The 26,366-nt window shown below is 65.3% G+C and carries 27 protein-coding genes; 13 read left to right on the top strand and 14 right to left on the bottom strand.

Annotation, left to right across the window (positions count from 1 at the left end; all coding sequences use genetic code 11):
- Window positions 1-44: 44 nt before the first annotated feature.
- The 4 genes from QTI05_RS02640 to QTI05_RS02625 all read right to left on the bottom strand — a co-directional run bounded on the left by QTI05_RS02640 (window position 45) and on the right by QTI05_RS02625 (window position 3,216).
- Entirely contained in the window at window positions 45-656 is a 612-nt protein-coding gene (locus tag QTI05_RS02640; protein ID WP_286622804.1) for a DUF4337 domain-containing protein, read from the bottom strand.
- Between the two features lie 246 nt (window positions 657-902).
- Window positions 903-1,628, bottom strand: a complete 726-nt coding sequence (locus QTI05_RS02635; RefSeq protein WP_286622803.1) for an SDR family NAD(P)-dependent oxidoreductase — start codon at window positions 1,626-1,628, stop codon at window positions 903-905.
- On the bottom strand, window positions 1,625-2,683 hold the full coding sequence (locus QTI05_RS02630) for a 2,3-butanediol dehydrogenase (RefSeq protein ID WP_286622802.1): 1,059 nt from the start codon (window positions 2,681-2,683) through the stop codon (window positions 1,625-1,627). The genes QTI05_RS02635 and QTI05_RS02630 overlap by 4 nt, the downstream gene beginning before the upstream one ends.
- A 5-nt stretch (window positions 2,684-2,688) precedes the next feature.
- Window positions 2,689-3,216 carry a 2,4'-dihydroxyacetophenone dioxygenase family protein gene (locus QTI05_RS02625; RefSeq protein WP_286622801.1) on the bottom strand — a complete coding sequence of 176 codons (528 nt, stop codon included), beginning with the start codon at window positions 3,214-3,216 and terminating at the stop codon, window positions 2,689-2,691.
- A 220-nt stretch (window positions 3,217-3,436) separates the two neighbouring features.
- Here QTI05_RS02625 and QTI05_RS02620 point away from each other — a divergent pair, with 220 nt between their 5' ends.
- A complete protein-coding gene (locus QTI05_RS02620; protein ID WP_286622800.1) occupies window positions 3,437-4,447 on the top strand; it encodes a helix-turn-helix domain-containing protein in 1,011 nt (336 codons plus the stop codon).
- Between the two features lie 140 nt (window positions 4,448-4,587).
- On the opposite strand, the gene acuI is transcribed toward QTI05_RS02620, so the two are convergent.
- Window positions 4,588-5,574: an acrylyl-CoA reductase (NADPH) gene (gene acuI, locus QTI05_RS02615; RefSeq protein ID WP_286622799.1), complete on the bottom strand. Its 987-nt coding sequence runs from the start codon at window positions 5,572-5,574 to the stop codon at window positions 4,588-4,590.
- A gap of 262 nt (window positions 5,575-5,836) precedes the next feature.
- On the opposite strand from acuI, the gene QTI05_RS02610 reads away from it, so the two are divergent.
- Genes QTI05_RS02610 through QTI05_RS02600 form a run of 3 tightly spaced genes read left to right on the top strand, consistent with a single transcriptional unit; the run spans window position 5,837 to window position 7,675 of the window.
- Window positions 5,837-6,418, top strand: a complete 582-nt coding sequence (locus tag QTI05_RS02610) for a TetR/AcrR family transcriptional regulator (protein WP_286622798.1) — start codon at window positions 5,837-5,839, stop codon at window positions 6,416-6,418.
- Window positions 6,419-6,458: 40 nt separating this feature from the next.
- Window positions 6,459-7,271 carry an alpha/beta fold hydrolase gene (locus tag QTI05_RS02605; RefSeq protein WP_286657781.1) on the top strand — a complete coding sequence of 271 codons (813 nt, stop codon included), beginning with the start codon at window positions 6,459-6,461 and terminating at the stop codon, window positions 7,269-7,271.
- Between the two features lie 53 nt (window positions 7,272-7,324).
- On the top strand, window positions 7,325-7,675 hold the full coding sequence (locus QTI05_RS02600) for a hypothetical protein (protein ID WP_286622796.1): 351 nt from the start codon (window positions 7,325-7,327) through the stop codon (window positions 7,673-7,675).
- Window positions 7,676-7,727: 52 nt separating this feature from the next.
- Here QTI05_RS02600 and QTI05_RS02595 read toward each other — a convergent pair whose 3' ends face one another.
- On the bottom strand, window positions 7,728-9,335 hold the full coding sequence (locus tag QTI05_RS02595; RefSeq protein ID WP_286622795.1) for a phospholipase D-like domain-containing protein: 1,608 nt from the start codon (window positions 9,333-9,335) through the stop codon (window positions 7,728-7,730).
- A gap of 60 nt (window positions 9,336-9,395) precedes the next feature.
- On the bottom strand, window positions 9,396-10,250 hold the full coding sequence (locus QTI05_RS02590) for an SDR family NAD(P)-dependent oxidoreductase (protein ID WP_286542163.1): 855 nt from the start codon (window positions 10,248-10,250) through the stop codon (window positions 9,396-9,398).
- 277 nt (window positions 10,251-10,527) lie between these two features.
- Here QTI05_RS02590 and QTI05_RS02585 point away from each other — a divergent pair, with 277 nt between their 5' ends.
- Window positions 10,528-11,079 (top strand): TetR/AcrR family transcriptional regulator, encoded by a 552-nt coding sequence (locus tag QTI05_RS02585; RefSeq protein ID WP_286542164.1) that lies wholly within the window; start codon window positions 10,528-10,530, stop codon window positions 11,077-11,079.
- 52 nt (window positions 11,080-11,131) lie between these two features.
- Here the strand turns inward: QTI05_RS02585 and QTI05_RS02580 are convergent, their stop codons facing one another.
- The 3 genes from QTI05_RS02580 to QTI05_RS02570 form a co-directional block, all read right to left on the bottom strand.
- Window positions 11,132-11,413, bottom strand: coding sequence for a hypothetical protein (locus QTI05_RS02580; protein ID WP_286542165.1), 282 nt, complete (start codon window positions 11,411-11,413; stop codon window positions 11,132-11,134).
- 37 nt (window positions 11,414-11,450) lie between these two features.
- Window positions 11,451-12,173, bottom strand: coding sequence for a sugar transferase (locus QTI05_RS02575; RefSeq protein WP_286542166.1), 723 nt, complete (start codon window positions 12,171-12,173; stop codon window positions 11,451-11,453).
- A gap of 226 nt (window positions 12,174-12,399) precedes the next feature.
- Window positions 12,400-13,377: a ferritin-like domain-containing protein gene (locus QTI05_RS02570; protein WP_286622794.1), complete on the bottom strand. Its 978-nt coding sequence runs from the start codon at window positions 13,375-13,377 to the stop codon at window positions 12,400-12,402.
- Window positions 13,378-13,612: 235 nt separating this feature from the next.
- Between QTI05_RS02570 and QTI05_RS02565 the strand changes: the two genes are divergently transcribed.
- From QTI05_RS02565 to QTI05_RS02545, 5 genes are all read left to right on the top strand, one after another.
- A complete protein-coding gene (locus QTI05_RS02565; RefSeq protein WP_286542168.1) occupies window positions 13,613-14,581 on the top strand; it encodes a LysR family transcriptional regulator in 969 nt (322 codons plus the stop codon).
- A 119-nt stretch (window positions 14,582-14,700) separates the two neighbouring features.
- The gene (locus QTI05_RS02560; protein WP_286622793.1) at window positions 14,701-15,579 is read left to right on the top strand and encodes an alpha/beta fold hydrolase; all 879 of its coding nucleotides are present in this window, start codon (window positions 14,701-14,703) and stop codon (window positions 15,577-15,579) included.
- Between the two features lie 28 nt (window positions 15,580-15,607).
- Complete coding sequence (locus tag QTI05_RS02555; RefSeq protein WP_286622792.1) at window positions 15,608-16,183, top strand: carboxymuconolactone decarboxylase family protein; 576 nt, start codon at window positions 15,608-15,610, stop codon at window positions 16,181-16,183.
- On the top strand, window positions 16,180-17,004 hold the full coding sequence (locus QTI05_RS02550) for an amidohydrolase family protein (protein ID WP_286622791.1): 825 nt from the start codon (window positions 16,180-16,182) through the stop codon (window positions 17,002-17,004). The genes QTI05_RS02555 and QTI05_RS02550 overlap by 4 nt, the downstream gene beginning before the upstream one ends.
- Complete coding sequence (locus QTI05_RS02545; protein ID WP_286622790.1) at window positions 17,001-18,722, top strand: tannase/feruloyl esterase family alpha/beta hydrolase; 1,722 nt, start codon at window positions 17,001-17,003, stop codon at window positions 18,720-18,722. Before QTI05_RS02550 ends, QTI05_RS02545 begins: the two co-directional genes overlap by 4 nt.
- 181 nt (window positions 18,723-18,903) lie before the next feature.
- Here QTI05_RS02545 and QTI05_RS02540 read toward each other — a convergent pair whose 3' ends face one another.
- Window positions 18,904-19,806, bottom strand: coding sequence for a LysR substrate-binding domain-containing protein (locus tag QTI05_RS02540; protein WP_286542173.1), 903 nt, complete (start codon window positions 19,804-19,806; stop codon window positions 18,904-18,906).
- A 162-nt stretch (window positions 19,807-19,968) separates the two neighbouring features.
- Between QTI05_RS02540 and QTI05_RS02535 the strand changes: the two genes are divergently transcribed.
- The 3 genes from QTI05_RS02535 to QTI05_RS02525 all read left to right on the top strand — a co-directional run bounded on the left by QTI05_RS02535 (window position 19,969) and on the right by QTI05_RS02525 (window position 23,336).
- Entirely contained in the window at window positions 19,969-20,805 is an 837-nt protein-coding gene (locus QTI05_RS02535) for an N-formylglutamate amidohydrolase (protein ID WP_286622789.1), read from the top strand.
- Between the two features lie 21 nt (window positions 20,806-20,826).
- Window positions 20,827-21,801, top strand: coding sequence for a Bug family tripartite tricarboxylate transporter substrate binding protein (locus QTI05_RS02530; RefSeq protein WP_286622788.1), 975 nt, complete (start codon window positions 20,827-20,829; stop codon window positions 21,799-21,801).
- Window positions 21,802-21,911: 110 nt separating this feature from the next.
- Complete coding sequence (locus QTI05_RS02525; RefSeq protein ID WP_286622787.1) at window positions 21,912-23,336, top strand: MmgE/PrpD family protein; 1,425 nt, start codon at window positions 21,912-21,914, stop codon at window positions 23,334-23,336.
- A 135-nt stretch (window positions 23,337-23,471) separates the two neighbouring features.
- On the opposite strand, the gene QTI05_RS02520 is transcribed toward QTI05_RS02525, so the two are convergent.
- Genes QTI05_RS02520 through QTI05_RS02510 form a run of 3 tightly spaced genes read right to left on the bottom strand, consistent with a single transcriptional unit; the run spans window position 23,472 to window position 26,295 of the window.
- Window positions 23,472-24,434 (bottom strand): Bug family tripartite tricarboxylate transporter substrate binding protein, encoded by a 963-nt coding sequence (locus QTI05_RS02520; protein WP_286622786.1) that lies wholly within the window; start codon window positions 24,432-24,434, stop codon window positions 23,472-23,474.
- Window positions 24,435-24,448: 14 nt separating this feature from the next.
- Window positions 24,449-25,066 (bottom strand): glutathione S-transferase family protein, encoded by a 618-nt coding sequence (locus QTI05_RS02515; RefSeq protein ID WP_286622785.1) that lies wholly within the window; start codon window positions 25,064-25,066, stop codon window positions 24,449-24,451.
- Window positions 25,066-26,295 (bottom strand): CaiB/BaiF CoA transferase family protein, encoded by a 1,230-nt coding sequence (locus tag QTI05_RS02510; RefSeq protein WP_286542179.1) that lies wholly within the window; start codon window positions 26,293-26,295, stop codon window positions 25,066-25,068. Before QTI05_RS02510 ends, QTI05_RS02515 begins: the two co-directional genes overlap by 1 nt.
- Window positions 26,296-26,366 lie beyond the last annotated feature (71 nt).

The following is a 26,366-nucleotide window of genomic DNA, read 5'->3' as shown; positions in this document are numbered from 1 at the left end:
GACTGCGGCAGCTCGTCGCAACCAGCTAATACGAGCTCGCGCGGTCAGATGTGCAGCGCTGCAAGAGCGCCAACGACCAAGCCGACGCCAGCTACCGCGAGCATGCCCCACTCCAACCACTTTTTTCTTGTCAGCAACGCCATGGCAGCCAAGGCGATGGAGACCTGCAACGCCGTGGTCGCCTGCGCCCAGCGGTGATGCTGGTGCATTTGCACCTCCGATTTTTGATCCCAATCGTTAGCCTCCACCTCCAGCTTTTGCGCGACCAACAGGATTTCAGCTTTCTCTTGCTCGTACCGCGACACCTTCGCCTGCCAGCCTTGCCTGCGGTCATCGGGCGATGTGTCGCGCGCGAACTCGGCGAGCGCCTGCTTGGTACTTTTCGACTGAAAGTAGTTCCACTGGTTGGACGCCTCGGTCTTCTTCATGCCGGCGTTGTTCTTGTAGAGGCCCGCATTGGCTTGGGTGAGGCCGCCCATGTACGCGAAGATCGCGCCCACTGTGGCAATGACAGCGGTGCAAACCGCGATCTGGCTGGTCATGCTCTTGCGGCCCGAGTCCGTGGAATGGGGGGGCGAATCAGCGTCGCCGTGCGCACCAGCGTGCTCGAGTTCGTGGTCGTGCGGGCCGTGCACGTGAAAACCGCCTGCTGACATGGATTTCCTTCTTGTCGTGAGGAGGCAAGTATGACGCGGCCGGGCAAGCCCACTCTCTCTATCGCATCACGCGCACCAGCTCCAGTGCCCTCCAGCCTGAAGGCTCTGGCGTCGGCAATGTGCTCTGTGTTTCTGTCTGGTCATTCACCCTTGCTCTTACCTATGGAGCCTTGAAGGGACATCGAGGGACAGCGCGAGGGCCTTCCGTTCAACTTTCGGCGCCACGATTCCGATGCACCTCTTCGTTCAGACGGTCAGGTATCCGCCGTCCACGGGCAGGGTGACGCCGGTGATGTACCGGGCAGCGGGCGAGCAAAGAAAGACGATGGCGTCGGCCACGTCGGACGGCTCTCCCCAATGGCCGAGCGGCGTCCGATCCAGAATTCGCCGGCTGGCGTCCTCGTCGCGACCAAGTGCCTCGGACAACGGTGTCGCGATCCAGCCCGGCGCAACAGCATTCACTCGAACCTTCGCGGGGGCATAGCTTTGGGCCAATGACTTGGTCAGTTGGACCACGCCGCCCTTGCTTGCCGCGTAGGCAGGGCGATCCGCGCTGCCGAAGGTGCTGAACATCGAGGCGACATTGACGACGCAGCCGCGGGAACGGATCAGCGCGGGCACGGCGGCATTGCAGGCGCGCATGATCGACGTGAGGTTGACATCCAGCACGTGCTCAAACACATCCAACTCATATTCCGCCCGGTCGCGGCTGATGCCGGCACAGTTGACCAGAATGTCGATCGAGCCCTCCTTCGACAGCATGGCATGCAGTGCCGGCCCATCGGTCACATCGAGTTCGACGCAGCGGACCCGGTCGTGCATCGGTGCGTGCTCCCCATCGGCCCTCAAGCCGGCGGCCAGGACGGTCGCCCCGAGGTCCGCCAGGCGCAGCGCAGTGCCAGCGCCAATACCCGAAGTCCCGCCTATGACGAGCGCGCAGCGCCCTTCGAAAAGCGTCGGTGCAAAAGTCATCTCACATCCTCTCCATTTGGGGCAACCAGGACTTTCACTTGGTCCTTGTCGGAAATCAGGGCCTCGAATCCCTGGGGTACGGCCTGCGTGAGCGTCACTTTCCGGGTCACGATCACGGACGGATCGATGAGGCCTTTGGCCGTCCATGCAATCAACGGCGGGAAGACGTCCCTGTAGCCAACGCTTGTCGTCAGCCGCAACTCTCGATTGACGATGTCGAAGATGTCGATCTGAGCCTTGCCCATCAGGCCGACGAGCACCGCCTCTCCACCTTTTCGGAGACACGCGAGCGTTGAGTCGATCGTGGCCTGCAAGCCCGCAACTTCGAACGCGATGGCAGCCCCTTTGCCCGAGGTCGCCCCGAAGACCGCACTGGCGCTGTCCTCGCGCGAAGCGTCCACGATCTTGCTGGCACCCATCGCGCCGGCAAGGCCCAGCCGTCCCGCTTGAACATCCACCGCGATGATCTCGCCCGCGCCGCACTGGCGCAGCATGGCAACGGTCAGAAGGCCTACCGGCCCCATGCCGAATACCGCGCAGGCATCGCCCGGCCGCAGCCCACTTGTCCGTACAGCGTGCAGCGCAACGGCGGCCGGCTCGAGTACAGCGGCCTGATCAAAGCGCACTTCGTCGGGAAGGTCATGGACGGTGTACGCCGGCACCACGACCGTCTCGGCGAGCGCTCCATCGCCCATGAGGCCGACGAATCCCATGGAGATGCAGCGGTTGTACTGTCCTTGGCGACAGTAGTCGCACGTGCCGCAGCGGTATTCGGGCTCGATGGCGACGCGCGCGCCGACCCGAATCTCCAGGGCAGCCGATTCGACCACCGTGCCGCAGAATTCGTGCCCTAGCGTCAGCGGTGCGCGTCGACCCGAGATGGGATGTGCGCAGTCGACGGGAATTGCATGAGGTCCATCGACGTACTCATGCAGATCGCTCCCGCAGATGCCGCAGTAGGCAACTCGGACGCGCACCTCGCCAGGCTGCAACGCGGAGTCCACCAGGTCTACCAGTCGCAGATCGCGGGGTCCGTGCCAACGCAGTGCCTTCATGGCGCTCAGCGGAACAGGGTGTCCACGTACCCGGCGCCGATGCCGACCTTTTCATAGTGCTCGCGGCACATCTGAATGTAGTCATGCACGTCGAAGTGGCCGGTGGACCCGCCCTTCTCGTCGAGCCAGATCAGAGGTCCCTTCACGATGAAGAACACCCGCATTGGATCGGGATGTTCATACGAGACCAGCGTATGTCCTTCACCCGGCGTCTCGTACACGAAGTCACCGGCCGTCGCGATCCAGTCGTGTTCGAGATAACCCCATTTGCCCGAAATCGTGTACGCGAAGACCTCGTGCGGATGGTAGTGGCGGTTCACCAGGCCCGGCTTGTCGGAGCGCAGCACATCGGCCCATTTGTTCTCGCTGGGTGAGATCCACAGCGGGCGGGAAGACACGGTTTCGCTGAAGGGCACGTAGTAGCGCAGGTCGTCCGTCGCCGCGTTGGGGATGTGCACCTCCGGCTTGGCGTCCGGCTTGAAAACATCAGCGATCGGGGGAATGCCCCGCCAGAACTCGGTTTCCGCAATCATCGTCGTCTCCGTACAAACAGGTGTGGGGAGCACGACTTTGTCTGCAAACGAACGCGGGCGCTGTTCCAGGCAGGACGGGCTGTTTGCCTGATCAGGACAATCAGCATGCCCTCAGGGATTCCCCTGATCGGGCAGCCACGCGTTGCAGCCGCTCGAAAGATAAGATTGATTCGAGAACCTCTGTACGCTCCTGTACTGCAGTCGACTTACCGTCAGCATCATGCAATCCATCGCCGCTGGGAAGGGGCGTTGCGTTCCCTTCAGGGAAGGCGCAACGGAGTTCGCACCGGCAGGAGAGCGCCTGCGCTATTGGGAGTCGTATACCGCGTCCGAACTGGTCGGCCTGCGCTGTTCTTCCTATGCCGAAGAAGGTCTCAACGCGCGGCAGCGAAATTTCGACCTTGGCGCACTCCGCATTGCAGACATCGTCGGGAACGAACACGTTGTGGAACGCACGATGCCCATCGTGCGTCGCTACCCGAAGAATTCGCTCTTTGCCTGTCTGCTGTTGGAAGGCGAGGCGTTCTTTTACCAATCTGGCCGCTGTGACCTTGTCCACAGCGGAGACCTCATCATCTACAGCACGGAGAAGCCGTACCTGTACGGGTTCACGCGTCCGATGCGCCAGTTGATGATCGACATCAAGGCAGACGAACTGTTCGAGTCCGGCGACGACATTTCGCGCGCTTCGTTCCTCAAGATCGATGGCAGCCTTCGTGCAGGACAGTTGCTCACACAGCCATTGCGAGACAGGATCATTGGTTTCATAGACCGCCCGCTTGCCGACACCGCTCCAGCCTTGCATGAGGAGATTCGCGCAAGGTTGCGGATGCTGCTTCGCCCGTCGGCACATGACACGCCTCGAGGCGATGATGTCAACGCTCTGCGACTCTTAAGGGCCGAGCGATTCATCGCCGAACACCTGGGGAATCGCGAACTCGACGCCGAAGCCGTTGCAAAGCACGTGGCAATGTCGTTGCGAAATCTGAACCGAATGTTCGAGAAGTACGAGCGCAGCGTTACGCAGTGGATCTGGCAGGAGCGCCTTGCCTTGGCGCAACGGAAGCTCGCCGACGCCGCTCACGCCTCCACGTCGATCGGCGACATCGCATTGGACTGCGGCTTCTCCACGCAAGCGCACTTCGCTCGCGAGTTCAAGCAGCGTTACGGGTCGACTCCAACACAGTATCGCGAGAGCCCAGCCAGCGCGAACGGCTTGCCGAGCACTTGAGTCGCCACCCGCGACGCGAACCGCGGCGTCAAGGACCCGAGCGGCACGCCACTGCGCGGCCCCAGGTCGCGGTACGCGAATGCAGTCCCGTCGACATCGATCGATCGGGTGGAGGTGTCGAAGTAGGGCATGCGCGGCGGTCAGGCGTTCACGTCGACGATGGTGCGCCCCTGAATCTTCCCTGCGAGTACTTGGCTGGCGACTTCAGGAACCTCTGCCAGGCCAATCACCTTGGTGGTCCGTGCAAGCTTGTCCAGATCCAGGTCGCTGGCCAGGCGCGACCACGCCTGCAGCCGCACAGGCTGCGGCGCATTGACCGAGTCGATACCGGCGAGGGTGACGTTGCGCAGGATGAAGGGCAGGACGGATGCCGGCAGATCCGCGCCCTGTGCGAGGCCGAAGGCTGCGACCACGCCGCGATACCGGGTCTGCGCCAGGACGTTCGCCAGCGTATGGCTGCCGACCGAATCGATGGCTCCGGCCCATCGCTCCTTGGCGATCGGTGCGCCCGCCTGGGACAGGGTGTTGCGGTCGATGATGTCCGCCGCGCCCAGCGCACGCAGGTAGGCGGCTTCCTCGAGGCGACCGGTCGATGCGATCACGCGAAAGCCCAGGCCCGACAGCAGCGCGATCGCCACGGAACCGGAGCCTCCATTGGCGCCGGTCACCAGAATGTCGCCATGCGCGGGCGTCAGGCCGCCATGTTCCAGCGCCAGCACGGACAACATGGCGGTGTACCCGGCGGTGCCGATGGCCATGGCATCCCGGGTCGAAAAGACTTCCGGGACCTTGACCAGCCAATCACCGCTCACCCGCGCCTTCTGCGCGAAGCCGCCGTGGTGCGTCTGACTCAGTCCCCAGCCGTTCGCCAGCACACGGTCGCCAGCGACGAGGCCGGGATAGGTCGACGACTCGACGACACCGGCAAAGTCGATGCCCGGAATCAGCGGAAACTGGCGAATGACCGGTGACCGGCCACTGAGCGCCATCGCGTCCTTGTAGTTCACCGTCGAGTACTCGACCGCGACGGTGACGTCGCCCGGCATCAGCTCCTCGTCCTTGAAGTCGACCAGGCTGGTTGAAATGGTGTCGCCGGTCTTGCTGGCGAGCAGTGCCTTGAACGTCATGTGCTGTCCTTTCCGTTGTGGAGTCTTTTGCCGTTTGAGGCGGGGGGTCGATAGCGCTATGCCATATGCGCCTGCCGCACCTCCCAGCGCGCGAAGCCAATCGCTAGCCGGCCATATGATATTCATCATATATTACGATCAACATCTAGACCCGTCAAAGATTCTTTCAAGGATCATTTGCGCTCGCCCTCACCAGCAGGCGCTCAGATTGCGTAGCTTGCTGAAAGTGGATATGATGAATATCATAAAACAGCATTCAGCCATGAAACGAGCCATACCTGGTCGCAAGGAAGCGACGCACGAACGCATCGTCGAGGCGGCCGCCCGTGCCATTCGGCGCAGCGGCTATAGCGGAACCGGTGTCGCCGACATCATGAAGGCTGCTGGCCTGACTCACGGCGGCTTCTATGCCCACTTCGCGTCGCGCGAGGCGATGCTTGCCGAGGCGGCGGATCGCGCCGGCGCCGAAGCTGTCGCTACATCGGCGCGCATCGCTGCCGGTGCGCCACCGCAGCATGCGCTGGAGTCGCTGCTGCGCGCGTATCTCTCAAAGGAGCATCTCGAAGGCATCGAGAGGGGTTGTCCAGCTGCCGCACTCGGCTCGGAGATGCCGCGGCAGGCGCCCGAGGTGCGGCGAGCCGCCACTCGCCGTATCAAGGAGATGATCGATCTCGTCGGCCGCCAGGCGCCCGACTGGGGTGAGCCGGGTGCCCACGAGCGCGCACTCGTCACGGTGGCCACGATGGTCGGCGCCCTGTCGCTGGCGCGCGCGGTCGATGACCCGCGCCTTTCCGACGGGCTGCGCGAGGCCGCGCTGCGCCACCTCGTCCCAGCTAGCGAGTGACGTCCTGCGAGCCATGGCGGCGCGCAGCTTGACCAAAAATATGATGAATATCATGCAAATGGGTACGATGATTGATGCCAATGTTGTGCGCCCGCATCCCGAACAGGTCGCTCGCGCCTTTCTGACGCCGCGGCGGCCGGCGCAGCGCGAGCCGCTAACGCTCGAAAGCGGTGAGGCGCTGCGCATCGCGACGCCGGAGGGCGAGGTTGCACTGCAGCGCGCCGGTAGTGGCCCTGCGGTGCTGCTTCTTCACGGCTGGGAAGGGCAGGCTTCCGATTTGGCTGCCTTCGCCCCCCCGCTGCTCGACGCAGGCTTCAGCGTGCTTGCAATGGATCTTCCGGCACACGGTGACTCTGCAGGACGGCAAACGTCGATCCCACAATGCGCCCGCGCGTTGCGCGCGGTGGGCGAGGCGATCGGACCGCTGCACGCGGTGATCGCGCACTCGATCGGCTCGGCGGTGTTGGCGGAAGCGCTGCACGCGGGGCTGGTGGCGCAGCGTGCTGTGCTGGTTTCGGCACCAGCCCACTATGAACGCCATGCACGCAGCTTTGCTGCCGCGGCGGGCCTGGACGGCGAGGCCACTGAAGCCATGCTGGCGTCGATAAGCAGTGCAGTTGGGGCAGATGTGCGAGAGATCTCACTGCCGCGCCGCGCGCCGCAACTTCGCCAGCGGGCGCTCTTCATTCATTCCGCCGACGACCGCGTCGTTGCAATCGAAGAGAGCCTGGATTCCGCCAGCGTGTGGCCCGGCGCTCGGCATATGCGCGTGGAGGGACTGGGGCATCGGCGCCTCCTGGGCAACCCGGCAGTCATCGCAGCGGCGATTGATTTTGTCGCCATCAACCACTGAACGCCACGCTCGCGCAGCCGACGTGCCACTGAACACGACGACCCGAGATTCCCATGAGGCTGACCTCTTCGCAGAATTCCCTGATCCAGCACGTTCTGGACGCTATCGACCAACTCCTTGCCGAGGTCGAGACTCCTACAGAGCCGGCAAGCAGGTTCGATCTCGAGGAGGTCTGGTACCGCGCACGACCCGAACAAACGGCAGCGCTTTCGAGCCTGGCCGCCGCGGGTGCCTTGATGCGCGTGACGCACCTGCTCCTGAGCCGCCCGGTATCACCTTCCCCGGAAAAGCGCTTGCAAGAGTGGAACGATCTGAGTGAACTCACCAAGGAAGCGGGCCGATCTGCGTATCGCGCGGCGTTGATTCTGGCCGATCCCGAGTGCGCCGTGCCGTCCGGTTGCTGAGCCAAACAGGAGCGAGTGAGTCAGCTTCCTATGGCCGGGAACGGTCGGCTCGTCAAAGATCCCGTTCATCCACCAGCAGCGACAGCAGCCACAGCTTCAGGCGCAGCCACAGACCGCTGTCCGGCTCGTCGATGGTGGCGCTGATCTGGTCCTGCTCGTCGAAGTGGATCCATTCGATGGTCTGGCCGTCAGGCTTCAAGCGAAGCTTGTAGACGCTGGCGAAGTTATCGCCGTCGATCCCGCTGGCGAACACGTCGGCCAGCACCGGACTGTCGATGACGACGCTCAGCTCAGTATTACCGACCGCCGAGCGGGCATCGAGATTGGCGGATCCGACCAGCAGGCGTTGTCGGTCGACGATCGCCACCTTGGCATGCAGGCGCGGAAGCGACCGCCCGAAGTCGCCGAAGCGCCGCAGGCGCCGCGTTTGCGTGGGACTGACCTCGTACAGTTCCACGCCCAGGCGCAACATCTCCACGCGGTAGGCCGCGTAGCGATCGTGCACGAGCGGCTCGTCTGTGGATCCCAATGAATTCGTGAACAGCATGATCCGAATGCCGTTCTCACGGGCCTTTCGTATCAGCGGCATGCCGACCTCGCCGGGCACGAAATAGGGCGACACCATCACGACTTCCTGCCGCGCAGCGGTGAGTGCGGCCAGCAGCCCGCTCACCGCTTGCGCCGGTTCCGTGGCGAACGTCGTGTCGCTGGCCTTCTCGGGCGGGTCGGCATGCACCTGCGCGGCGGCATAGGACAGCATCAGCCGGCCTTCGTGCAACTGGGCCCCGACCGTGGATTGGCCGAATGGATCGGTCGGAACCTGCGGCGCAGCGACGCGGGCATTGTCCACCTCGCGGTCGAAGTGCAAGCGGGCCGCCGCTGCGTCGGTGGGCTTGCCCAGGAGCGTCTGCACGGGCCACGCGAGTTCGCTGTTCCAGTAGCGATCGAACGCAGCCGACAAGTCGGTCACCACGCGACCGGTGGAGAGGACATCCGAGTCGATGAAGTTGGCCTCGCGGTTCTTCATGAAGTATTCGTCGGCGATGTTGCGGCCGCCGTAGATGGCCATCGCGTTGTCGGCCACGAACAGCTTGTTGTGCATGCGATGGTTGTAGAGCTGGAAATCGCCCGGCGACAGCACGAGTCGGAACACCGGCGCACCGCGGCGCAACGGCATCGGGTTGAACAGTCGCACCTCGACGTTCGCGAAGGACGCCAGCCCGATCAACAAGTCATCGATCTGTGCAGCGTAGAAGTCGTCTACCAGCAGGCGCACGCGGACGCCGCGCTGGGCGGCGTCGCGGAGTTCTCGCAGCAGGGTGCGTCCGGCTTCGTCGCGATGAATGTAGTAGTACTGAAGATCCAACGACCGCTCGGCCTGACGCGACAGGGCCACGCGTGCGTCGAAGGCGAACTCGCCAAGCGGGAGCAGCCGAAAGCCCGAAGGCTGGGCCTCACCCGGCGGTCGGCTGGAAGCCGCCACTCGCGCCAGCGAGGTGTCTGCGGTGTCAGCAAGGGCCAGTGAAGAGGAGACCTCGCCGCGCGGCGGCAGCGAGACGCACGCTGTCAGCAGTGAAACAAGCGCCAGGACGAGGAGGCGCCATACCAGGCGCGTCGATGAAATGCCGCTCGAAGGAATGCGCAAGGCTGGGCTGTTCATTGGTTTTCCGATCCGCAGATGCCCGCGATATCAAGCGCCAAGGAAGGTTGCCCGCTTCTCTCAAGTCATTCTTCGCGCCGGCAATGCCAACCGCGGCTTGCCGAGCACTTGAGTCGCCACCCGCGACGCGAACCGCCGCGTCAAGAAGCGCACGCCGAAGCACGACAGCTTGTTGAACAGCCCGGGCACAACTGTGCGCTTGCCGCGCAGCATCGCGCGGATCGCGGCGTGCGCCACGAACTCCGCGCTTTTCGTCGATGCGTTCGCGATCCACGAGTAGTCGCCACCGCCGGACGCGGCGTGAAACGCCGTTTCGGTGCCGCCAGGGCAGATGCAGGTCACCGACAGCGGCGTGCCGCGGTGCTCGTCATGCAGACCCTCGCTGAAGTTGCGCACGAACGCCTTCGACGCGGCGTACAGCGCCATGTTCGGCACGGACTGGTACGCGCCGGTCGACGAGATGTTCAACATGTGCGCGGGTGCGGTGCTTGCCTTGCGCGCGTCAACGAAGCACCGCGCGAGCGCCACGAGCGATGTCATGTTGAGTTGGATGAGCTCCGCGTCGCGCGCCCAGTCGACCTCGTCGAACCGGCGGAAGTAGCCGAACCCGGCGTTGTTGATCAGGATGTCGATCGGGCCGCCAGCGGTGGCGGCGGCCCATAGCTCGCGCGCAGCATCGGGCTTTCCGAGATCTGCGGTGACGATCTCGACCTTCACGCCCTTGCAGGTCGCTGCGACCGCGTCGAGTGCGTCGCGGCGCCGCGCCGTCAGCACGAGATCAACGCCGAGCGCCGCGAGCTCACGCGCGATTGCCGCGCCGATGCCGCTGGATGCGCCGGTCACCAGCGCGCGCTTGCCAATGCTGACGGCTGTGGATGTACTCAAATCATTCTCCTTGTCGTGTGGAGCGGCCAAGGAACTCCAAGGCCAGCGAGGATTGCGCGCCACTCCCCTCGGGTAGAAATATATCGACGCTATGGAAATAGTATAGCGATGATATAGAAATCAACCAAGGGAATGCCCTGGGTTTGAGGGCTCGGGGCGGACTCGCTGCAGCACGCGGCAGAAGCAACATGCTGCGTACGTAAAATGGATCGAACCCCAGCGACAGTTACTTGGCGCGAGTGCGGCCCCAATGAGCAGAGCCGACTTTCCTGTCTCAGAACTCCTTCATACGCTTCCGAACTCATCTGTGGCATCCGACACCGAGACCGCAATATTTCAGGCCGCCGCGGCCCTGCTGGAGGCGCGCGGGCCGGCTGGTTTGACGACCCGTGCCGTTTGTGCCGCTGTCGGCATCACGGCGCCCACGCTCTACCATCACTTTGGCGGCATGGACTCCCTTGCGATGGCGCTTATCAGGCAGGGTCGGGCCGAGTTCATGTCACGAAGGCGCGCGCCCAAGGCGTCTGAGGACCTGATGAAGCAGTTGAGGACGCAATGGGATGATGCTGTGGACTTCACGTTCAAGCGCCCCCACCTTTACGCCCTGCTCGTGGAGCAAGCTCAGAACCATCCAGAGCTGCTCAATGAGACATTCGCCGAAATGCGAGCGCTTGTTCAACGCCTCGTGGATTCGGGTCGCTTTCGGGTCTCGCTGGAAGAAGCGGCGCGTGCCATCTTGGCCGCGTTCAACGGCGTCCTGTCCTTGCGTCAATGGGGTACGACGTCAGCCAGGGAGGTCGCGGCGACGAGCGACTTGGTGTTCACCGCTCTGATCGCCGAGTTGAGCAGGAAGCGCTGATCTGCAAGCCCTGGCGGCCACGGGCCTTGCCATCGCACTGTTCGATCGACTCCTAGAAGGATTCACCTCGCAGAAGGCTCTTCTTGCCATTGAAGTTAAGTTCGCGGCGCTCCTTGAAGTCCAGCATCCTTGTCTTTTGCCCGGCGGCCAGGTTGCCCAGATAGCTCACCGCGTCTCTCTGATGGGACCAGGTCGCCGCGACCAGCTTCGGCGGACTCGATTCCAGATCGATGGCTACATAGCGACCGGGGGCGTGCCGGTGAAACCCGATGGGAACTTCGATGCCGACGTCCTTGCAGTAGGCCTCGATTTGCGCTCTGTACCGTTCAAACATGGTGCAGTCTCCTTGAAGCAAGGCAAGAGCGCGCCCGTCACGACGATCCGTCGCCGCTCAGAACAACCCAGACGGTGCGCGCGAGAATCTTCACGTCGAGCCACAGCGACCACTCCGCCGCATAGCGGGCGTCAAGGGCGACGCGGTCAGCATAGGGGAGGTGGTTTCGACCGCTCACCTGCCAGAGGCCGGTGATACCGGGACGCATGTGGCAGTAGTGTTCCCAGCTGCGGCCGTACAGGCTGCGTTGTCGAACCATGCAGGGACGAGGCCCGACCAGGCTCATGTCGCCCTTCAACACGTTGAAGAACTGCGGTAGTTCGTCGAGGCTCAGCTTTCTGAGGACCCGCCCGAGGGGCGTGATGCGCGGATCGTTTTCAAGTTTCTGGAACCTTTTCCACTGCGCCCGCGCCGCGGCGTCGCGCTCCAGATGTCGCGCCAGGATTTCGTCCGAGCTGTTGACCATCGAGCGGAACTTGTAGAAACGAAAGGCGCGGCCGCCCTGACCAAGGCGGGTCTGCCCGTAGTACACCGGCCCGCCCAAGCCGATCAGGACAGCCAACGCAACCCCCAGATACAGCGGCCCGAAGAGCACGAAAAAGGCCAACGCTCCGACGATGTCCATTGCACGTTTGAGCGCACGCTGGACGGGCGTGAGGCAGTACGGTGCGCCAGGAACGACCGGGTCGGCGCCGCCCGGGTAGGACCAGCCGGGCAAGTGGGGCTGCACGGCGAAAGGCAAGAGATGATCCGGGCGCATGATGGGTCTCAGAAGGATTGAGGGAGGGATGTGAAATATTCCCATTTGCATGCTTTTTCTCGCATCGGGTCGAGCCTCGGTGTAAGACAAAAGCTCGCGCCGATGAAGTTATCGCCTCTGGTCGCACATTTCGCGGACGCTCTTCGCCACACGTGACGCGGGGGCTTCCTCCGCATTGTTCCGACCATGAGCAAAGGCCCCGAAGGGCCCTTGTTCGATCAGCGCGTCAGCGGCGCTCTCGCGCTGCATTCCTCAGGTCGCGGATCTGGTCGTGGTTGCGCTGGGCGCCGTCGGCCTGCCTTTGCACCACCGCCCGAACGTCCGCGGGAAGGCTTTGCTTGAGCGCCTTGCGGTAGCGCGCGATGGCGGCATCCTCGCCGCGCTCGCACGACTCCAGGATGGAAAGCTCGCTGTCGGCGCCGACGCTGCCCTTGAGCTGCACCCAGCCGCGATGCAGCGCGCCGGCGGTCGTGCCACCCGATGCCGGCTCGCCGCCGTAGCTCTCGACCAGTGCTTCCAGCTCGCCGGCGGCCTGTCGGCAGCCCTCGGCACGGCTTGCGAACAGCTGCTTTGCGCCTGCGGTTTTCACCTGCTCGGCGCAGGCGCGAAAACCGTACTCGCCGTCCCGGGCGTTCTCGAGCAGGTCGTTGAGGACATCCGCCACATCGTCGTCCGACAGGTCTTCGTGGTTCACGATGTCGCTGCCGTTGGCCTGCTTGTCGTAGTAGGTGTCATCGGCGCGTTCCCAGGCTGCCTGCGTGGCTGGCCTTGCAGCACCCCAATCCAGGCCGGAGGCGCCACGTCGGCTTTCCCATTCGGCCGCCAAGGCGGGCTCGACCTCGTCGAAATCGGCACCGTGCCGCGCGCGGCCCGACCAGCCCATCTCGTAGGCAGGCCGGTAGTCGTCGTAGCTGCGGCGGGCGTCGTAGTAGCTTTCCTTGGCGTGGTTCTCGCGCCAGTAGGCATCTTCGGCCGTCGGGTTCACGCCCTCGGCTGCGGCCTTGCCGCCCAGGCCGCCGGCCACGGCGCCGGCCACCAAGCCCACGACGGTGCCGACCGGGCCCGCCAGGGAGCCTGCTGCGGCACCGGCGAGTGCACCACCGGTGGCACCGAGGCCGGTGCCGATCGGGTGTGCACCGGGGGTGCCGGTGATGGGGTCGCGGTTGGGTTCGCCGTTGCCGAGTTGTCCGTCATCTGTTGCCATGTTGATGTCTCCTGAAGTGTGCGTGCGGTGAGGATCCTGGATACCTCTTCGTCAGAGGCTGGCTGGCACTATGGGCAGCCCAGGGCGGGCCCCGAGTCATCGCGGTTGCATCAGTCTTGTAGGCGTTCGCCGGGTGCGGCTCCGACGATTGGGGCGCCGCCCCATCTGCTGCAAACCCGCTATCGAGGAAGGAGACGGTCAATACAGAATCGGTATCCACCATGTGGTGCCCGATATGCAGCCCACCAAAGCCACCAACCTCCAACTCGATCTCACCTCCGACCTTCAGAAATGGCGGGCCTTTCTGGCCATCGCGGAACTTGGCAGCCTGACGCGCGCGGCCCTCTTTCTCGACAGCAACCAGTCGTTGTTGAGCCGCCATCTGAATGCCCTCGAGCGCGAATGCAATGCGCGCCTCTTTAACCGCACCGGTCGCGGCGTGGCGCTGTCCGATGTCGGGCAGAGAATCTTTCCGCACGTCAAGGCGCTGCTGGCCGACGCCGAACAACTGGAGCTTGAAATCCGGGGCGAGGCACGCGAGCCGATGGGGCGCGTCACCATCGGCTCGTTGCCTTCGATCACCAATCCGATCGTCGGACGCCTCTTCAAGCAGCTGCGTGCGCGCCACCCCGGCGTCCATCTCAAGATCCTTGAAGGCTCGAGCGGGCAGGTCGAGGAGTGGCTGGCTGACGAGCGCGTGGACATCGCCATCCTCTACCGCTACGGAAACTCTCAGCCCGAGCGGGAGCAAGCGCTGGCCACGGTCGACAGCTACCTGATCGGCGCCGCCGGCGACCGCCTGACCGCCGCCGCCGAGGTACCTTTCAGCGCCCTGCACGAGCTGCCCTTCATCCTGCCGGGCGCACCCAACGGCTTGCGCACGGCGCTCGATGCCATCGCGCGGCAGGAGCGCATCACGCTGGTGCCGGCGATCGAGGCCGATTCGCTGCCGCTGATGCGCTCCACCGTGGCCGAGGCGCGGCTGTACACGGTGCTGCCGATCCACGCCGTCTGGACCGAGGTGCAGGAAGGCCGGCTTCAGGCCGCGAAGATCGTCTCACCTGGCGTGCAGCGCATCGTCTCGATGGCGCTGGCGCGCGCCAAGGGCCCGGCCAAGGCAGTGTCGACGGTGGCGGCGGAGATCGTCGACATCGTCAACGACAACGCCCGCAGCGGCATGTGGCGTCCGATCGAGCCGGCTTAGCCTTGCGGCCCGCTGCATAGCAGCGTTGCGCCGTGCGGACAGTCGCGGCGCGTTTCCCGCGCCTATGCTCACCCGCACCGAGTGGCCTATCGTCGAGGCCACCGGTGCTGGAGACATGCATGCCCCTACGTTGGTTCGATCGACAGCTTTGCGCGGCAGCCGTCGGCGTGCTCGCGTTGTCGCTGCCGGCCTGCACCAGCCTCGCCCCGCTGCGCGACCCCGCGCGCCAGCGCGTGCTGTTGACGGAGGGTCCGGTGCGCATCGACGTGATCGTCGAAGGCCGAGGCCCGGCAGTGGTGCTGCTGCCCTCGTCGCAGCGCGATTCGGAAGACTTCGACGACGTGGCGGCGCGCATCGCCGCCGCCGGCTTCAAGGTGCTGCGTCCGCAGCCGCGCGGCATGGGTGGCTCGAGCGGCCCGATGCAGGCACTGAGCCTGCACGTGCTGGCCGCCGACGTGGCAGCCACGGTGCGGCAACTGGGTGACGGGCGCGCCGTGCTGGTGGGCCATGCCTTCGGACATTTCGTGGCGCGCGTGGCCGACCTCGACCATCCGCAGCAGGTTCGTGGCGTGGTGGTCGCGGGTGGGGCGGCGCGCACCTTCCCGGCCGGCATGGCCGAATCACTGCGCATCGCCTCCGACCCCACGCAGCCACGGGAGGCGCGCCTGCGCGGTTTGCGCCACGCGTTCTTCGCCCCCGGCCACGATCCCGAGCCCTGGCTCGTCGGCTGGCATCCGGCGCTGGGCGAAGCCTACCGGCGGGCCGGCGCGGTGCCGGCCAAGGATCAGTGGTGGCCGGTGAGCCATGCGCCCCTGCTCGACCTGCAGGGCGCCGACGACCCGTGGCGCCCGCCCGCTTCGCGCAACGAGCTGAAAGACGTGCTCGGCGACAAGGTCACGGTGCAAGTCATCCCGAATGCCAGCCATGCGCTGTTTCCCGAACAACCCGCGGCTGTGGCGCAGGCCATCGTGGCCTGGATCAACACACTGCCACCCTGAATCCGGACATCTTCAAACAACACACCCCATGCCACGCATCTCGATATTCCCGACGGACACCATGAGCCCGGAGCAGCGCGTCGTCTACGACAAGATCGTCTCTGGCCCGCGCGGCAGGATTCAGGGGCCGCTGCGGGCCGCCCTGCACAACCCGGAACTGGCCGACAAATGGCAGGCGTTGGGCGCGCTGCTGCGCTACGGAACGACGCTGCCGCCACGGCTGTCGGAGCTCGCCATCCTGGTCACGGGCCGCGCCTGCAACTCGCCTTTCGAGTGGTATGCGCACCGCGCAGAGGCCGAGAAGGCGGGCATCGAACAGCCCATCATCGAAGCCATCCTGGCCGGCACCGAACCGCCCGGCCTGTCGGCGGACGATGCCGCCATCTACCACTACGCCATCGAACTCAACCGCCACAACTCGGTCTCCGACGCCATCTACGGCGTGGCGCAGGCACGCTTCGGCGAACGCACCGTGGTCGAGCTGACGGCGCTGATCGGCTACTACACCATGGTCGCGATGACGCTCAATTGCCACGAGATCCCCTTGCCTGAAGGGGTGGCACCGGCCTTTGCGCTGCCACAGCACACGGAAATGAAACCGTGAGCGCCGCGTCGGACACTGCCGCGGGATGGGACTGCCATGCCCACCTGTTCGGGCCCTACGACCGCTTTCCGCTGGCCCCCGAGCGCAGCTACACCCCGCCCGAGGCCGTCGTGTCGCAATACCTGGCACTGCTGGCACGGCTGGGCCTGGCGAACGGCGTGCTGGTGCATCCCAGTGCCTATGGTGAAGACCATTCGCTGCTGCTGCATGCACTGGCGGCGCAACCCGGCCTGCGTGGCGTGGTCGTCGTGCAGCCAGGCGGCCGACTGCCGCTGGCCGGGCTGCACGGGCAGGGCGTGCGCGGCGCGCGCTTCAGCCACCGCAGCGGCGCCAGCACCAACTTTGCGGGCAGCGCCTCCTTCGATGACCTGCGTGCGCTGGCCCCGGCGCTGGCCGACGCCGGCCTGCACGCCGAACTGTGGACCGACTGCCAGGCCTTGGCCGGCATCGCGGCCGAACTGAAGGCACTGCCGGTGCCGGTCGTGATCGACCACATGGGCGGCTTCGATGTCGGCGCAGGTGTCGACGACCCCGGTTTTCGCGTGCTGCTTGACCTGCTGGCCTCGGGCCGGGTGTGGGTCAAGCTGTGCGCCTATCGCAACCTGCTGAACGCGCCCGACTGGCAAGCCGGCCAGCCGTTCCAGCAGAAGATGATCGAAGCCAATCCCGAGCGGCTGGTCTGGGGCAGCGACTGGCCCCATCTGCGCGTGACACCGGTGCCCGACGCGGCGCAACTGCTCGCGCTGTTCAAGCGCTGGGCAGACAGCGAGGCCACGGTGCGGCGCGTGCTCGTCACCAACCCCGAGGCGCTGTACCGGTGAATCGCGCCAGTTCCATCGGTTCGATCGCTGGCGCCATGGCGGCCGCGTTGGCGCTGGGCGCCTGCGGCAACCGCGCCGAGGTGGTGCCCAGCGCGATGGCCAACCGGCCGCAGGCTTGCGCGGCGCTGACCGACATCTCGCACCTTGGGGCCGCACTGCCGGCCCACACGCAGATCCGCAGCGCCGTGTTCGAAGCAGCAGCCGATGCGCTGCCGGCACACTGCCGGATCGACGGCGACATCAATGCCCGCACCGGCGTGGACGGCCAGCCCTACGCCATCCGCTTCCGGTTGCGCCTTCCGCAAGACTGGAACCGGCGCTTCTACATGAGGGGCGGCGGCGGCATCAACGGCACGCTGGTCGACCCGGTCGACGTCATGAAGCAGGGCTACGCCACGATCGGCACCGATTCCGGACACGACAACGCGCGCAACAGCCGCGCCGACGCCGGCGCGACCGCGGCCTTTGGGCTCGACCCGCAGGCGCGCGTCGACTTCGCCTACGGCGCCTACGACCAGGTCACGCGCGCCGGCAAGGCGCTGGCGCAGGCCTACTACGGCCAGCCGCAGCGCTACGCCTATTTCGAGGGCTGCTCCGAAGGCGGGCGCGAGGCACTGCTCATGTCGCAACGCTTTCCGCAGCACTACGACGGTATCGTCGCCGGCGCCCCTACGCTGCACCTGCCGCTCGGGCCGATGGCCGGCATCCATACCACGCAACTGTTTGCCGGGCTCGCCGCACGAAGCGGCCAGCGGCTGCCCGACGGCCAGCCGGCCATCGGCCGCAGCTTCAGCGACCCCGATCTGCTGCTGGTGCGCAACGCCGTGCTGAAAGCCTGCGATGCGCTCGATGGCCTGGCGGATGGCATCGTCGACAACCTGCCCGCCTGCACCACGCCACGCGTGCGGGCCGAGTTGCGGGCGGCGCAATGCAGCGGCGCCAAGACGCCCGGTTGCCTGTCGGGCGATCAGATCGGCACACTGGAAAAAGCCTACGCCGGCGCCACCGACTCGCGCGGCCACCCGCTCTATTCCGACTGGCCCTGGGATCCCGGCCTGGGCGGTCAATCGTCAGCGACCGAGTACAACCCGGGCTGGCGTTCCTGGTGGATCGGATCGGCCACGGCGCCGACCAACAATGCGATCAAGCTGAATTTCGTCGCGGCGATCGCGGTGCTCTACTCCTCGGCGCCGGTGCAGCCCTTCACGGCCGCCGATGCGCTGCCTTTCTCGCTGGCCTACAACTTCGATACCGAGGTGGCGAAGATCTACGGCACCAGCCCGACCTTCACGCAGTCGGCAGCATCGATGTACTTCACGGACAGCACCGACCTGGCGCCCTTCAAAGGGCGCAATGGCAAGCTGATGGTTTATCACGGCGGCGCTGATTCATCGATTTCGCTCAACGACACGCTGCGCTGGTACGACGGCATGAACGCCCGGATGGGCGGCAGCGCGCAGGACTTCGCGCGCATGTACGTGGTGCCGGGCATGAACCATTGCCGCGGCGGCCCAGCCACCGACAGCTTCGACATGCTGGCGCCGCTGGTGCAGTGGGTCGAGGAAGGCAAGGCACCCGACAGCGTGACCGCCAAGGCCAGTACGCCTTCGTACTTCAATGTCGCGGCACGCAGCCGGCCCTTGTGCCCGCATCCGAAACAGGCGCGCTACCGGGGCACGGGAGACATCAACGACGCGGCAAGCTTCCGCTGCGAATAGAACCCGGGGGCGCCACCGCATGCGGCTTCCGTCGACGGGTTCCGCCGCTCGGAAGGAAGGAGGGTCAGCAAGGGTGCGAACCAGGCGGCGCACCGGGGCGCACTCGACCTTTTGCTTATGCACGGGGTAAGCCCAGTGGCAGTATCGAGCCGAGCCGCTGCGACATGCCTGGCGCTGAGAATCAAAGCCGGCGCGATGTGGTGACGAAGCGGTCTGTACTGGCTTTTGACTCGTCCAGCAGCCAGCGCGTGAACTGCTCCACCGCCTCGTTTTCGGCCAGTGCTGCGCGGCTGCCGAGGTAATAGCCGCGGTCCGTGACAACGGCCGGGCTGAACGGCAGCACAAGCTGGCCCGATGCCAGTTCGGCTTCGATCAGCACGGGGTGAATCACGATCGCGCCCATGCCAGCACAGGCCGCAACGATCAGGTTGTTGCCCAAATCAAAACCTGGACCCAGCTTGGGGGGTGTCTCAACGTGGCCGGCTTTGTTCAGCCACAGCGCCCAGTTGCCAGGGTAGTTGATGTGCTGCAGCAGAGTTAGCTTGAGAAGGTCTCGCGGCTGGCGAAGGCCGGCCGCGAGCGCCGGTGTACAGGCGGGCAAGATCTCGCGCCCCAGCAGGTACTGCGCACGGATGCCGCGCGGCCAGGCCCGCGCTGGGCGCTTCAAGTGGATCCACAGATCCACATCGTCGCGCGTAAAGTTTTCGTCGTGATGGAACGGCCGAAGCTCGATTTCGATGTCCGGGTGCAAGGCCCGAAACTGTCCGAGCCGTGGCACCAGCCAGCGCGTACCCAGCGTGGGCAACACGCTCACGCGCAGCTTGCGCGGCGCGGCGCGCGCACCGAATTGGCCGATGGCGATTTCCAGTCCCGCCACGTGCACTTCCACCAGTGCCTGAAATTCGCGGCCGCGCACCGTCGGCTGTACCCGCGGGCCCGAACGGTCTAGCAGCGTGCATTCCAGACGCTGCTCCAGCCGCTGCACCGCGCGGCTCACGGCCGCCTGCGTTACGCAGAGCACGTCGGCCGCCCGGCGAAAGCTGCCCAGTTGACACACCGTCAGGAACGCATGCAACTCGGGCAATGAAGGAGATTTGAACCGCATGCCCTGATTACATCAGGTTATCAGCATGGATCAAATTGTCGTTCGCCTTCAAGGCCCAGGCTGTCTACGCTTCGCTCGTCTTCCATCAATTGAGAAACCGCGATGCCACCCGAAGCCTCCCGACCTGCTTTACCCGTCCTGGTGTTGCCTCCAGCCGCGCCAGCCATTGCCCTGGTGTGCGACTCGCCGCACAGCGGCACCGACTACCCGGCCGACTTCGACTACGCCGTGGAAGCCACCGAGCTGCGCAAACTCGAGGACACGCACGTGCAGTGGCTGTGGGACGCCGTGCCGCGCGTGGGCGGCACCCTGGTGCACGCCACGTTCCCGCGCAGCTACATCGATCCGAATCGCCATGAGCATGACATCGATGTCGCCATGCTGGCTGACACCTGGCCTGGCGGGGCGGCACCTGCAGCCCGCACCCTGGCGTTGGGCAACGGGCTGGTGTCCAGCCTTACGCCTGCGCGCCAGCCCATCTACGCACGCCGCCTGGCGGCGCGGGAGATTACGCACCGCATTGAGCATTACTGGCGACCTTACCGACGCGCGCTGGCGCAGGCGCTGGAGGCAGCGGCCCCTCAAGGCCCGCGCTGGCACCTGAATCTGCACTCGATGCCAAGCAACGCCTACGAGCGGCTTGGCCGTGTGGCACCCGGGCCGCTGGCTGACGTGGTGCTGGGCAACCTGAACACCCAGAGCTGCAGCGCAGCCTTTACCGAAGTGGTGGCCGGGGCATTTCGCCAACTGGGCTATAGCGTCGCCATCAACGACCCGTATGCGGGCCAGGACCTGCTGCGCGAATTCGGCGTACCAGCACGCGGACATCAAAGCCTGCAGATTGAACTGAACCGTGCGATCTACCTGAACGAAAAGACGCGCGAACTGCTGCCGCGCGCCAACGCTGTGCGCGAGGACATCGCCGAAGCTCTTTGCGAGATCGCCACTCACATTCACACCGTCACCGCTGTCCGCTAGAAAAAAACCTTGGAGTTGCAAATGCCGAAATTTCAAACATTCATTGCGCTGCTGCTGGCTGCGGCCGCGCTGGCCAACAACGCCCTGGCGGCGGACTGGCCCGCCGCCCAGCCCATCAAGCTGATCGTGCCCTCGGCCGCTGGCGGCACGCCCGACCAGACCAGCCGCAAACTCGCCTACTACCTGCAGGACAAACTCAAGCAATCGGTGATCGTCGAGAACCGCCCCGGCGCGGCAGGCACCATTGCAATGCAGGCAGTGGCCACAGCCAAACCCGATGGCTACACGCTGGGCTTCGGCAACATCGTGACCATGGCGATCAACCGCGGCCTGATCGCCAAGATGCCCTACGACCCCGACAAGGACCTGGCGCCCGTGGCCGTGCTCTCGCAGGTGCCCAATGTGCTGGTGGTCCGCCAGGGCCTGCCCGCCGCCTCGGTGCGCGAACTGGTCATCTACGCCAAAAGCCACCCGGACCGCTTGAGCATGGGCTCGGGCGGCAACGGCACCACCAGCCACCTCAGCGGCGAAATCCTCAAGGGGAAGGCCGGCATCAGCTTCAACCACATCCCCTACCGCGGCGCCCCGCAGGCACAGACCGACCTGATCGGCGGGCAGATCGACTTCATGTTCGACAACCTGCCGTCCATGGTGGGCGCCATCAAGTCAGGCAAGGTGCGCCCGCTCGCAGTTACCAGTAAACGGCGCTCGGCGCTGCTGCCCGATGTACCTACGATGGAGGAGGCGGGCATTGCCGGGTTCGAGGTGGAGGCCTGGGGGGGCATTGTGGCGCCTGCCGGCACGCCCCAGCCTGTGGTCCTGCGCCTGAACCGCGAGATCAACAACTGGTTGCAGGCACCTGCGACCAAAGCCGAATTCGCGCAAGTGGGACAGGTGGCGCTGGGCGGGACGCCCGAGTTTTTCAAGACGCATATCGACAGCGAGGCCAAGAAATGGGGCGCTGTGATCCGCAACGCCGGAGTGAAGCTCGACTGAGCTTGCCTTGCCTTCTCGCGTAGACCTGCTGCTGCGTGTCTGCCATTTGCTCCACACCCGGCTGCGCTGATAGGCGCAGCCACATACCAAAACACGCCCCAAGGACAAGCATGCTCAGTTCCCCCGTCCCCGCTACCCAGGTTCTCGCGCACTGGGCTGCCACGGTCCCCAATCAATGGGGTGCATCCACCCTGCGCACGGCGGAGCACTCCCTGGAGGACACCATCGCCGCCATGGTGGCAGGCGCTGGGGACCCGGTTTGCGCCTCAGTACGGGCGGGATTGCGCGCCACGGGTCCGGTCCCGGTGGTGGGCAGCAGCACCGGGTCTTGTGCCGCCTTCAGTGCACTGGCCAATGGCACGGCCGCCCATGCGCGGGAGCTGGATGAGATGTTTTTCGTCGCCGGCGGTCATTTTGGCTGCGCTGTGATCCCAGCCATCCTGGCGCAAGCCCACGAGATCGACGCCACGCTGGATGCGGTGCTGGACGCGCTGATAGTCGGGAGCGAGGTGATGGCCCGCGTCGGGATGGCGATGGACCGGTCTCATGCCGAAAAAGGCTGGCACGGCACCCAAACCATTGGAGTGATCGCTGCTGCAGTAGCTTGCGGCAGGCTGCTTGGGCTTGACGCGGCCAGGATGACGCATGCCCTGAGCCTGGCCGTTTCCATGGCAGCTGGACCCAAGGTCCAGTTCGGCACCGACACGAAACCCGTACATGCCGGACTGGCGGCTCAAGGCGGTGTCCTGGCCGCATCGCTTGCAGCGTCGGGCGTCACGGGCAGCGATAAAGCCCTGGAAGGCCCGCATGGGTTTGGCGTACTTTATGCCGGGGACTCGGCGGCCGACTGGCGGTCCGTGGCTGTGGTCGACGACGGCCCGCTGGCGATCGACAGCCACGGCCTGGCGTTCAAGCTGTATCCCAACTGCGCGTCCACACACCGCTGCCTGGACGCGTTACAAGCCCTCGCCACCGAACACCGATTCGGCATGGAGGACGTGGAGCGTGTCGAAACACTGGTCGGGCGCGTCAACCTGGTGAACCTCAAATACCCAGAACCCCGGGATCCGCGCGAGGCCATGTTCTCGATGCCCTACGCGGTGGCAACGATGCTCCGTTACGGCACAGTCACGTTGGCCGACTTCACGCCGCAAGCGGTGCAGGACGATGCGACGCGACGCCTCATGCCACGCGTCGAAATGCGCCTGGATTCGACACGCGTAGAAACCGCAACACAGCTGCTCCCCCACACCACCGCCGTGACCTTGAAGAACGGACGGCGCTTGGTGCGCTCAGTTCACAACGCCAAAGGGTCATTTCTGAATCCGTTTTCGGCGTTGGAGCGGCAGGTCAAATTCGAACAATGCACCAGGGGCATCCTTCCGGAAGAGCGCTTGGTACCACTTCGCGACAACCTGGCTCGACCGCAAGGCGTCAAGGTTCGCCAACTGTTGGCACTGCTCCAGTTCGAAACTCAGGTAGATGACGGCACGCGTTTCGGCCGACTGAGAGGCGGGTCGGGCACTCCGCCTTGACCCCATCGAATTCAGCCCCTGCTCAGGGCAGGCCAGAACCTGACCGGAGGACGGCAGCAAGACAGTGGTTCCAGCAGTCTCCGGCCTGCCGCGGTTGGCGAGCAGCTCGAAGCGCTCGCGTGGTTCAAAGGCACCCTATTCCACGGATGCGCCTGACTTCTTGACGATCTCGGCCCACTTCGGCAATTCGGCGCGGATCAGCGCGGCAAACTCCTCGGGCGTGCCGAAGGTGGGCTCGATGCCAAGAGCCACCAACTGCTTCTTGAGCTCGGGGGCGGCCATCGCGCGGCCGAGTGCCGAGTGGATCTTGATCAACACGTCTTTCGGCGTGCCGGCGGGTGCGAACAGCCCCAGCCAGTTGGACACGTCGTAGCCCTTGACGCCTGCCTCGGCGATCGTTGGCACCTGCGGCAGCGCACCCATCCGCGTTGTCGACGTGACGCCCAGTGCTCTTACCTTTCCATTCTTGATGTGCTGCTCGTAAACGGCGTACGAGTCAAACGTCAGGTCCACCCGGCCCGCAAGCAGGTCCACCAGGAGCGGTGAGCTTCCCTTGTAGGGGACGTGGAGCATTTTCACGCCAGTGAGCGCTTCGAACAGTGCGCCCGCCAGGTGACTTGAGCTGCCGCTGCCGGCAGAGCCGTAGGTGAGGGTGCCCTTCTTTGCCAATGCGATCAGTTCCGCGATGCTTTTCGCCGGAACCGAGGGTCCGACCACCAGCACGCGAGGCGTGGTGTGCGTGAGGCTGATCGGCGCGAAGTCCTTCAGCGGGTCGTAGCGCAGCTTCGCATAGAGCGCGGGGTTGATCGCGTGCGTGCCCATCGTGCCGAAGAACAGCGTGTAGCCGTCGGCCGGGGACTTGGCCGCGCCTTCGGCGGCCGTTGTGCCACCGGCGCCACCGCGGTTGTCGATGACGATGGGTTGGCCCAGCTCGGCGCCGAGGCGCTGGGCCATGCCGCGCGCCATGACGTCGGCTGCGCCACCGGCCGGGAAGGGAACGATCAGGCGCACCGGCCTGTCCGGAAACGCAGCGGTGGCGAGCCCGGAGCAGGCCAGCAGCGCGGCACAGAAAGCGGCTTTGAATCGAGTGAGTGTCATGGCTCAGTGTGCTTTCAGCCGTCGATGGCCTCTGTGTTCTGGAAGGAGGGGCGTGCCTGCAGCGTGGCGTACCAGGCCGCCAGGCGCGGCGCCTGCTCCCGCCAGCCAAAGGCCTCGAAGCGGTAGTCGAGATAACCGAGCGCGCAGCCCATCGTGATCGAGCCGATCGTCAGCGGCGCCTGTCCGAGCGCTTGCGCTTCCTCGTCGAGCAGTTTCAGGCAGGCCCGCGTCTTCAGCTCGAAAGCATCCACCAGCGGCTGCAGCGGCGCTTCGCGTTCGCGCTCGTTGCGCCAAAGGATCAGCGCGTCCAGCAGCCCGTCACCCAAAGCGTGCCAGCGCAGTGCCTGCCATTTCGCGGCGCCTTCGCGGGGAAAGAGCTGGCCACCGGCAATGTCGTTCAGGTACTCGCAGATCACAACCGAATCGAACAACGTGCCGCCGTCTTCGCGCACAAGGGTCGGAATCTTGGACAGTGGGTTGTCCGCCATGATGGCCGGGTTGGGCTTGAGCATCGCGGCGACTGAGCGCACCAGCTCCAGCCGGGGCGTCAGTCCCAGCTCGTAAGCGCAAACCATCACTTTGCGCACATACGGCGACTTCGGCGACCAGTGCAACTTCATCGTGGCGGCCATCAGATCGCTCCGGCGCTGCGCAGGCTCTCGATGTCACCGGCGCCGTAACCCAATTCAGCGAGGATGGCATCGCTGTGCTGGCCCAGCAGTGGCGGCGCGGCCTGCGTCTGCAGCGGCGCGTCGGCAAACCGCATCGGGCTGCGCACTTGCGGTACATCGACGCCGCTCGGATGCGGCACGTGGCCAAGCATGCCGCGCGCCTTGACCTGCGAGTCCTCGAACACGTCAGCCACTGTGTTGATGGGGCCACAGGGCACACCGGCCTTGTCGAGCGCGACGATCAGCTTTTCCCGCTCCCATGCCGCGAACGCGTCGCGCAGCAGGGCCGACAACTCGCCGATGTTGCGCACGCGCTGGGCGTTGGTGGCAAAGCGCTGGTCGGTGGCCCAGTCCGGCTGGCCGAAAACCTGACACAGCTTGGCGAACTGGCCGTCGTTGCCGACCACCAGGATCACGTCGCCGTCGGCGCAGGCATAGACATCCTGCGGCTGGATGTTGGGATGGGCATTCCCGTTGCGGCGCGGCAGATTGCCCGATACCAGGTAGTTCATCGCCTGGTTGGACAACGTGGCGACCTGCACATCGAGCATGGCGATGTCGATGCTGTCGCCGACACCGGTTTCGTTGCGGCGCGCCAGCGCGGCCAGCACCGAGACGGCGGCGTACATGCCGGTCATCAGATCGACGATCGGAATGCCGACCTTCTGCGGCCCGCCACCAGGGCGGTCGTCCCGCTCGCCGGTGACGCTCATCAGGCCGCCCATGGCCTGGATCAGAAAGTCGTAGGCCGGCTGGTCGCGCCGCGGGCCGGTCTGGCCGAAGCCGGTGACGGAGCAATAGATCAGGCGCGGATTGATCTTGCGCAGCGACGCTTCGTCAAGGCCGTAGCGCGCCAGCGTGCCGGCCTTGTAGTTCTCGAGCACGATGTCGGCGCTTGCGGCGAGTTCCTTGACGATCTTCTGGCCCTCCGGCTTTTCCAGGCTGACGGTGATCGAGCGCTTGCCGCGATTGACGGCCAGGTAGTAGCCGGCTTCCTTCGTGTCCTTGCCTTCGGCATCTTTCAGGAACGGGGGGCCCCACGTGCGTGTGTCGTCGCCGGCGCCGGGCCGCTCGACCTTGATCACTTCGGCGCCGAGGTCGGCGAGGATCTGGCTGGCCCAGGGTGCGGCGAGGATGCGGCTCAGGTCCAGCACCTTGACGTGCGACAGCGGGCCCTTTTGGGTGGTCATTCGAAGTCTCCGTGTGTTGGGCTGAATTCTGGAAGCGGGATCCGTCCGGGGCTACCGGCGAGACCGCAAGA

Origin of the sequence: Variovorax fucosicus (assembly GCF_030316825.1) — a bacterium.
GTDB lineage: Bacteria > Pseudomonadota > Gammaproteobacteria > Burkholderiales > Burkholderiaceae_C > Variovorax > Variovorax fucosicus.
Note: the sequence above shows the minus strand (reverse complement) of the source record. Positions and strands in the feature narration are given on the sequence as shown.

Bases quoted from the DNA above. Each gene is read 5' to 3' on its own strand.
- QTI05_RS02640 (WP_286622804.1), bottom strand. From the start codon at position 656: ATGTCAGCAGGCGGTTTTCACGTGCACGGCCCGCACGACCACGAACTC.
- QTI05_RS02635 (WP_286622803.1), bottom strand. From the start codon at position 1,628: ATGACTTTTGCACCGACGCTTTTCGAAGGGCGCTGCGCGCTCGTCATA.
- QTI05_RS02630 (WP_286622802.1), bottom strand. From the start codon at position 2,683: ATGAAGGCACTGCGTTGGCACGGACCCCGCGATCTGCGACTGGTAGAC.
- QTI05_RS02625 (WP_286622801.1), bottom strand. From the start codon at position 3,216: ATGATTGCGGAAACCGAGTTCTGGCGGGGCATTCCCCCGATCGCTGAT.
- QTI05_RS02620 (WP_286622800.1), top strand. From the start codon at position 3,437: ATGCAATCCATCGCCGCTGGGAAGGGGCGTTGCGTTCCCTTCAGGGAA.
- acuI (WP_286622799.1), bottom strand. From the start codon at position 5,574: ATGACGTTCAAGGCACTGCTCGCCAGCAAGACCGGCGACACCATTTCA.
- QTI05_RS02610 (WP_286622798.1), top strand. From the start codon at position 5,837: ATGAAACGAGCCATACCTGGTCGCAAGGAAGCGACGCACGAACGCATC.
- QTI05_RS02605 (WP_286657781.1), top strand. From the start codon at position 6,459: ATGATGAATATCATGCAAATGGGTACGATGATTGATGCCAATGTTGTG.
- QTI05_RS02600 (WP_286622796.1), top strand. From the start codon at position 7,325: ATGAGGCTGACCTCTTCGCAGAATTCCCTGATCCAGCACGTTCTGGAC.
- QTI05_RS02595 (WP_286622795.1), bottom strand. From the start codon at position 9,335: ATGAACAGCCCAGCCTTGCGCATTCCTTCGAGCGGCATTTCATCGACG.
- QTI05_RS02580 (WP_286542165.1), bottom strand. From the start codon at position 11,413: ATGTTTGAACGGTACAGAGCGCAAATCGAGGCCTACTGCAAGGACGTC.
- QTI05_RS02575 (WP_286542166.1), bottom strand. From the start codon at position 12,173: ATGCGCCCGGATCATCTCTTGCCTTTCGCCGTGCAGCCCCACTTGCCC.
- QTI05_RS02570 (WP_286622794.1), bottom strand. From the start codon at position 13,377: ATGGCAACAGATGACGGACAACTCGGCAACGGCGAACCCAACCGCGAC.
- QTI05_RS02565 (WP_286542168.1), top strand. From the start codon at position 13,613: ATGCAGCCCACCAAAGCCACCAACCTCCAACTCGATCTCACCTCCGAC.
- QTI05_RS02560 (WP_286622793.1), top strand. From the start codon at position 14,701: ATGCCCCTACGTTGGTTCGATCGACAGCTTTGCGCGGCAGCCGTCGGC.
- QTI05_RS02555 (WP_286622792.1), top strand. From the start codon at position 15,608: ATGCCACGCATCTCGATATTCCCGACGGACACCATGAGCCCGGAGCAG.
- QTI05_RS02530 (WP_286622788.1), top strand. From the start codon at position 20,827: ATGCCGAAATTTCAAACATTCATTGCGCTGCTGCTGGCTGCGGCCGCG.
- QTI05_RS02525 (WP_286622787.1), top strand. From the start codon at position 21,912: ATGCTCAGTTCCCCCGTCCCCGCTACCCAGGTTCTCGCGCACTGGGCT.
- QTI05_RS02520 (WP_286622786.1), bottom strand. From the start codon at position 24,434: ATGACACTCACTCGATTCAAAGCCGCTTTCTGTGCCGCGCTGCTGGCC.
- QTI05_RS02515 (WP_286622785.1), bottom strand. From the start codon at position 25,066: ATGGCCGCCACGATGAAGTTGCACTGGTCGCCGAAGTCGCCGTATGTG.
- QTI05_RS02510 (WP_286542179.1), bottom strand. From the start codon at position 26,295: ATGACCACCCAAAAGGGCCCGCTGTCGCACGTCAAGGTGCTGGACCTG.